The organism is Bartonella sp. AA86SXKL (assembly GCF_042196885.1).
The window spans coordinates 26,943-34,268 of record NZ_JBHIRE010000016.1; the positions used below are offsets into that span (position 1 = coordinate 26,943).

Consider the following 7,326-nt stretch of genomic DNA (forward strand, 5'->3'; position numbering starts at 1 on the left):
AAAATAAAAATTAAAGAAAAAATTTTATATCAAAAATTTAAGGTGGTTTAAAAGGTGGACGGGCAATGCATGGAAGGATGAGCGAGAAGGTAAATTAGGGGAGAGCGATTTATAGATTATCAGTATCTTTGTAAAAGTATCTTCTCAAGATAAATATTGTGATGAAATAGATTGTAGTTGAATGTTCGAAAAGATAATACGCACTCTTAACTTTTCCGTTATACACATCACAATAAAAGCCGTGAAAAGCACGGTCTTATTACAAACTTTCTCTAAAAGCAGTACATGAGTTTGCAAGATATTACAGTAATATTTTAAAAGAAGGATTTTATTTCAGGAAAAAATTATCTTAAAATAGTAAAGCAATATTCTTCAAGAAATTGCTAGGCGACTTTTGAAAGTAAAAAAGCTAAGTTAAAAAATAAAAGCAAAAATGGTTGTTGGTTTTCTCAACTGGAGTTGCATGTCATTTCCCACATAGGGAATTTACCTATAGAAAAATTAACAGCCAAGATCATTCACAATGTTTTCCCGCCACTTTAGCATGAAAAAGCAGATATAGTGCGAAAGTATTTGCCTTATCGTCAACATCATTATTATAATTAGGAAGCTGAAACAACATCATTTACAAATCACATAAAAGCCTTACCATTATTCATTATATAGCTCCGTAGATTGCTTTTCTTCAAGCATGCCAGCCCCTAGATGTTATTTTTGTTGAAAACAGAACCTTTGTGTATGATCAGTTCTTTGAACGACGATAGTAGTGCAATCCATAAAATCTTTTCTCATCTTCTTTTGATAGGATAACAAAGATGTCCTTAGAATACATCAATAGACTCAATCATTTTACACAAACATAATCTGTTGAATCCTTTAGTTTCAATTCAGACATCTCAGTCATTCTAATTAAATCTAATCGACCACCAGAGTGTTTTAATCCTTTAAGTGCTTTTACTTTTAATCTGAATGTATCCACCTCTTTCAAATCTTTTCATTGATTGATGTTTCAGAGGAATTATATTTTTATCACTTTATTTTCCGTTTATCTCTCCAACCACATAAACGTTCACCTTGTTTGTTATGTTTTAAAATATCTCTCGCCAAATTTGAACTAATGACATTGATATCTTGTCGATTCAAATAAATTGGAAGCCATCCAATACAAGAAGTTCGTTCATTCGTCGCGCAACCAGCTAGAAAGCTTAGTGCGCACATCAGCATCACTTTTCTTATTAATTTCATTTTCTACCTCAAGCCGTGTTGTCGCTATCTTGAAATCTTCTTTTGTTTGCTTTTGCTTCTCAACTTTTTTCCCAAGAAAAAAGGCTTTGACTAAAGCTATAAGAAAAGCTGCTATGAGCGCTGACGTCATTGTCAGATATTTTTTTATCCATAAAATCATAGGCGGTGTTCCTGAAAACGTTTAGCAATGTATATCATAGCCGTACAAGCAGCTAAAACCATAATGCCTGCTAGAACCCATTGAACAGGACCATTTCCTGCAAAAAGACCTCCAAGCCCTGAAAAAGAACCTATGATTGGTGCAAGAGCTTCTACTTTGCAAATACCTGTTACGCCTTCTGGTTCTACTACATGATAATTGGGGGCAACATGAGCTCCTTTTGCCCACAAACCTGCTTCGGTTGCTCGGCGATTGACAAGACCTTGGATACGTTTTCCTCCTACTCTTGTCCATTTTTGCAATTCGGTTGGTATCGCTTCATATTCACCTTTATTAAGCTTTTTTAAAAGTGTAGAATTGCGAAATGCTGTGATTCCTACATTATAGCAAAATGATACTAATGCCGCGAATTGTTCATCGTTTAAAGGAACGGTAACGGTTTTTTCAACAACAGCTTCATACTCCCTCAAGTCCTGACAAAGGATTTTTTCAGCTTCTTTTTCCGTAATTTGCATGTCTTTGTGGACGCTTGGGGCACCAGCAGCACTTGTATGTCCATAACCAATTGTCCAGACACCACCAGAATCTTCATAAGCTGATAAACGTAAGCCTTCCAATTGCTTAATCAATACAAGCCCTTCTTTTGATATTTTTCGCATTATTTTTACCTATAAAAAACTACACAAAGCAGGATATGAATTAAAAACTTACATCTACTCATTTTTAAGAACAGAACAGCGAAAGGGCATAATAAATTCAAAACATCCATAGTGGATTATTTTAAGATCCATATCATTTTTTTGAATAAAGATTATGCTAAATACTATTCATTTTGCAGCAATTGATCTCCATCTAAAGACAATAACTTTATAATAATTCCATTTATAATCAGATAGATTTCACTCATAAACCAGTTGATCTAGAATGATTTAGAAGAACTTTACTTCAAAAAACTTCAATAATTCCAATGACAAAAAGCACTTTTAACAAAAAATAAGAGACATAATAATTAATGAAATAATTAGGTGTTGATTTTTAAGTAATTTCAAAATTCATAAATTGCACCACAGAATTTTTTTATAAAAACAAAAAAACATTATAATTTAATATTATACATCTAAAATTTATCTTAGAATCAATAAAGCATATACATAACGTGTTATACATATTTAATAAAAAAATCTATAGTTAATTTAATTATTCTTTGTTTTTTCTCCTAATTGCTTAATTTCATTAAAAAATACCTTTATGAAGGATTTCAAATAAACTGTTACATAAAAAACATAATGGATATTTCCCCTCTCTTGCAGTCTGTTTCCAAATGAAACAATATATTAGTGGAGCATATTCAATATATAGACCAATGATATTTGATAGTTTTTTTAAGAATATTGTACTGTAATAAATTTGAACAAGTAGTTCAGTTTCATATATTTTCTTTTTCATATGAAGCATTTGGTGGGGCGTTCGGGTCCAATGGTATCATCTTTGTCTGGTGTTGTATTGGCTACGTTTCCAGCAGCCTCTTAAACAAATCAATCAAGCTATTGAAATATTTTTAGAGGCAATAGCACAAGAGACACAAAAGATTTTGACAAAAGGCTGCTTGAAAATATAGGAATCTCTCTCCTCCTAGCATCCCAGCCCATTTACATAACATAAAAAATAAAAAGGCAATGAGATGATATTTGATGATGGCAATAGATATGTAATAATACGTGAGTGTGCACAGCTTTTTATTATATCCACAACAACGATTCGCCATTAGATGCTTCAGGGGGGGCCGGAGCCATATAAGCTAGGGAGAGCAGTGAGGTGGAGAAAGAAAGAGACTTTAGCATTTATTCCAGAGAAAAATACGGAGCAAATAACAACAGATTAGATAAAATCGTATAAACCCTAGAAGGTAATCTTCAAACAGATAATTAAATAAAAAATATATATATTTCAATACATTAAAACAAAAGGTGGTGCCGGATGCCGGCAAGCAGGGGCTTAGCAATAAGATTCAAAGTATATAAAGATGTGTAAGGGCGTATTGATGTCTATAGCTTTTTATGATTCAATAAAAAATTAAGTATTAAAGAAAAAATCTCAAATCAGAAATTAAAGGTGGTCTAAAAGGTGGACGAGAGGGGACGTTAAGTGAGGGCGATTCATCGGTTATCAGCATCATTCGTAAAGACGTCTCCGCAGGGTAAATATTGTGACGGGGCAGGGTTGTGGTTGAATGTTTGAAAAGACAATACACGCTCTTGGTTTTTTCGCTATACGCACCACAATAAGCGCCGTGAAATGGGACTTGGTCCTGTTACGAAACTCTCTTTAAAAGAAGCGCGTGAGCTTACAAGATATTATAGTGATATTCTTAAAGAAGGCAATGATCCTATTGTCTTTCGAGAACAGACTATTTTAAAACAGCAAAGCAATATTTTTCAAGAAATTGCAAAAGCGGCTTTTGAAAGCAAAAAAGCAGAGTTGAAAAATGAAGGTAAAAACGGCCGCTGGTTTTCTCCACTAGAGTTGCACGTGATTCCACACATAGGTAATTTACCTATAGAAAAATTAACAGCCAATATCATTCGCAATGTTCTCGCACCCCTTTGGCATGAAAAAGCAGACACAGCGCGAAAAGCACTTAACCGTATCAATATTTGTTTGAAATATGCAGCGGCTCTTGGTTTAGATGTTGATCTACAGGCTTGTATGAAGGCACGCGCGCTTTTAGGAAAACCACGTGCAACATCAACAAATATTCCTGCTATGTCATGGCAAGAAGTTCCGGCATTTTATCAAAGCTTGGATGATAAGATCCTTTCAAATTTAGCACTGAAGTTATTGATTTTGACAGGCGCACGGTCATATCCATTGCGCTATTTGCGCCTTGAACAAATTGACAAAAATATATGGACGATACCAAAAGAAAACATGAAAGGTATTGTAGGGAAAGTTTCAGACTTTCGCGTGCCACTAAGTGATGAAGCTTTGAGAGTTATTGAAAAAACCCTCCCCTTTGAAAAGAATGGTTTTCTCTTTTCTGGTCTTAGAGGCAACCCCATTTCTGATGCCACCATGGCAAAGTATATGACAGTTTGTGGTTTGACTTATCGTCCCCATGGTTTTCGTTCAAGCTTACGGGACTGGGTAGCAGAGACAACGTCAACACCATTTGAGATTGCCGAAACTGTTCTTGCACATACAGTTGGGAGTTCAGTGACGAAAGCCTACATGCGAACGGATTTTTTAGAGCAACGGCGTGTTCTTTTAGAGCTGTGGGCTAGCTTTATATCGGGAGTGGTTTGACAAAATATTCTAAGGCCATTAGAGCATAAATATAATTATTGTTATTCTACCTTAATGGCAACCCTAAAGCTTTAAAGAAACGTTGATGTCTTTTCTCAGTATCAGCTATGAGCTTACTAAACGAAATAACCTCTATATAGGACTCATAACTCTTATGATATCCAAAATATCCCATATGATCGCCTGATTCTGTTAAATCCCAACGTTTGCAGCACTCTTTTATTTTTGGAGTTAGATCACAGACGACATAACAGTAACCGGGAACTTTTCCATCCAAATTTATTGGACGCCCTTTTGGGGTAAGTACTTTGCCTGCACGAATTTTTTTCTAGATAAGTAATGACCTGCAAAATAGGATCTGTTTCGGTACCAGCTTTCGCGTCATCTCTCATGGGACGCTTAATTTCTACTATAGTAAGAGATGCCAAAGTAGGAGATTCTAAACCCTCTTTGCTATCTGATACTAATAAAGGATTCCAATAAATAGAATTATTACATAATTCTAAACTACATATATCAGGTCTTTCCTTTTCCATAGAGCCGGTAATAGACATTTTTTTAATAATAAATCAGAAGCTAAATAATCATGAAATACTAATTTTTCGTCTATCAACCACAAGTTACAATTATCCATAGCTACAGAATTAGAATCACACTTCATGGGTACTATGAGTTGATGAATAACGTCTTCTTTAATATATTCTTTACCACCGTCATAAAGAGAATTTAAAGATTCCTTCAAAAGTTCTATGATAGTTTTTCTATGGAATAAGTAATTTGCCAAATCGGACTTTTTAAGATCACATACAGCATTTACATATTTATTAATTCTTGCTGCATAACTATCTGTATTTTCTCCTTGTTGAACTGCTAAAACATTATGACCTTCTTCTAAAATTTCATTTTCTACTCTAGCAAGACATTCATGCAAATGTAGTTCCAATTTTTTATCATTTATTTTAGGTGAAATCATATAGTCATTGTCTGTTAAATAGTTTAGGAGTGGACGATAGCGTGGTACTTTATGTGTGAACTTTCAACTATCTCCTTACTGTTTTGAATGTTTTGCTTTAATTCTACAGCTAAATATTTTTGAATTCTTTCATAAATGGCTTGTCGTATTATCGGAAATGATATTTTTTTCCTTCAAATAAATCTTCTTGTTTATTTTCAACATTTTCTTCAATATCAAAGCCTATTCTTTCAGAACGTACTCTTTCATCTAAAAAAAGAGAGCTTACATAGCAAGAGTAGATAAATTCACCTATATCATCTTGCAGTTTTGATTGCATACCCGGAATTTTCTCAGATAACTTTTCTTTTGTAATAGCTCTATTGCCTGCACAAAAAACATAAAGCCTGATTTTCTAAAGGTAAGGATCTAAATTTAATATGCATAATAGAAAAATTATAATTTTCTATTTTTATTTTTTCATTTAAAATGGCTCCATGCATGCATTGTTCATATAGATCATTTAATAATATCTTTTCTGTGTCATCTTCAATAGTTATGAAAGGGCAACCACCAGTTCTTGCAAAATACCAGAGACAATGTTCTAAGAGTGCTTTTGCGATAGATTGTAGTTTTTTAGGAATATGATTTTTATATTTTTGGTTTAGACCTGTTAACTCAACAATAGTTTCTCTCTTCGTACAATTATCTTGAAATTCATCTAATTCTTTTATACCTGCAGCAGCATCAAATAAAAATGTGCGCCCTTTTAATCCTCTATCTGTTTCATAAATACTCCTGATTTTTATATTATCAAAAGCTTTAAGCCATAAAAGTCGTCCTATACCATGGCAACCTTTATCTCTTTTATAATCTGAGTCTAAAGTTTTAAATGATTGAAAATTATGATCATTAAAGCTTGTACCATTGTCGATCACTTTAAAACCTACAATTTCTGTCTCGTTTAGTTTTTCTGTATCTTTGTCAAGTGGTAGTGAAGCTTGCTTCGATCTTATGACTGAAACTATAATGTAGCGTGAGGAAAAATCATTTCCTATTTCTTCAATGGAATGAATAGAATTTACAACTGCTTCAAAAAGAGGCAGTAGAGCATGATTTTCTGGTAAAGATGTATTTCTTACGCGGCCACTTAAATTTGTTTTCATTATCCACTCTAATCTATAAAAGACAATCAATTGTGTCGTTTTACAAAGATTTGACTTCCTCTTCATCCTTAAAGGATTAAAATTTCGAAGCTGTTCATATCAAATACAGTTTATTAGAAGCTTTAAATTCATGAAACAATTAATTCAAAGATTAATTCTTTGAGAACCACTGTTTTAAATGGGCGAAGATATTGTCTATCGTCTCCATGAGACGAGCAAAATTAAGAAACCATTTTCTAAAGATTTTCGCACATCTCAGAATGTATTTAGAGTCGGATATTTGGTTTTTGTGTAAAAATACTTACAAACGCATCCATAATACGTGAAAAATCAAGTGCTAATAAGAGTATAATGAGTACAATCCATTTCGTATAACGAGACATCACTTTTACACTTTTGTAGGTCATGATGATTTCTTGAAGTATTTCTTTTTCTGCTTCTGTAAGCTCTATATCGTCTTGTGTTTTTTTTCTAGCCATGTTTCCACCCACACAAGCGTT

The 7,326-nt window shown here is 33.4% G+C and carries 7 protein-coding genes and 2 pseudogenes; 2 read left to right on the forward strand and 7 right to left on the reverse strand.

Features of this window, described 5'->3' with window-relative positions:
* Positions 1-1,029: 1,029 nt before the first annotated feature.
* Genes ACFIO5_RS07295 through bgtA form a run of 3 tightly spaced genes read right to left on the reverse strand, consistent with a single transcriptional unit; the run spans position 1,030 to position 2,064 of the window.
* Positions 1,030-1,245 (reverse strand): hypothetical protein, encoded by a 216-nt coding sequence (locus ACFIO5_RS07295; protein ID WP_375632871.1) that lies wholly within the window; start codon positions 1,243-1,245, stop codon positions 1,030-1,032.
* On the reverse strand, positions 1,178-1,405 hold the full coding sequence (locus ACFIO5_RS07300; RefSeq protein ID WP_375618608.1) for a hypothetical protein: 228 nt from the start codon (positions 1,403-1,405) through the stop codon (positions 1,178-1,180). Before ACFIO5_RS07300 ends, ACFIO5_RS07295 begins: the two co-directional genes overlap by 68 nt.
* Complete coding sequence (bgtA, locus tag ACFIO5_RS07305; RefSeq protein WP_375632873.1) at positions 1,402-2,064, reverse strand: gene transfer agent endolysin BgtA; 663 nt, start codon at positions 2,062-2,064, stop codon at positions 1,402-1,404. Before bgtA ends, ACFIO5_RS07300 begins: the two co-directional genes overlap by 4 nt.
* A 1,022-nt stretch (positions 2,065-3,086) precedes the next feature.
* Between bgtA and ACFIO5_RS07310 the strand changes: the two are divergent.
* Positions 3,087-3,287 (forward strand): annotated as a pseudogene (locus tag ACFIO5_RS07310) (helix-turn-helix transcriptional regulator).
* Positions 3,288-3,550: 263 nt separating this feature from the next.
* Positions 3,551-4,708: pseudogene (locus ACFIO5_RS07315) on the forward strand (tyrosine-type recombinase/integrase).
* A gap of 502 nt (positions 4,709-5,210) precedes the next feature.
* Here ACFIO5_RS07315 and ACFIO5_RS07320 read toward each other — a convergent pair.
* From ACFIO5_RS07320 to ACFIO5_RS07335, 4 genes are all read right to left on the reverse strand, one after another.
* Positions 5,211-5,681, reverse strand: coding sequence for a hypothetical protein (locus tag ACFIO5_RS07320; RefSeq protein WP_375634685.1), 471 nt, complete (start codon positions 5,679-5,681; stop codon positions 5,211-5,213).
* 148 nt (positions 5,682-5,829) lie between these two features.
* On the reverse strand, positions 5,830-6,000 hold the full coding sequence (locus ACFIO5_RS07325; protein ID WP_375634684.1) for a hypothetical protein: 171 nt from the start codon (positions 5,998-6,000) through the stop codon (positions 5,830-5,832).
* Between the two features lie 40 nt (positions 6,001-6,040).
* Entirely contained in the window at positions 6,041-6,826 is a 786-nt protein-coding gene (locus ACFIO5_RS07330; protein ID WP_375634683.1) for a hypothetical protein, read from the reverse strand.
* Between the two features lie 266 nt (positions 6,827-7,092).
* The gene (locus tag ACFIO5_RS07335) at positions 7,093-7,305 is read right to left on the reverse strand and encodes a hypothetical protein (RefSeq protein ID WP_015856478.1); all 213 of its coding nucleotides are present in this window, start codon (positions 7,303-7,305) and stop codon (positions 7,093-7,095) included.
* Between the last annotated feature and the right edge of the window lie 21 nt (positions 7,306-7,326).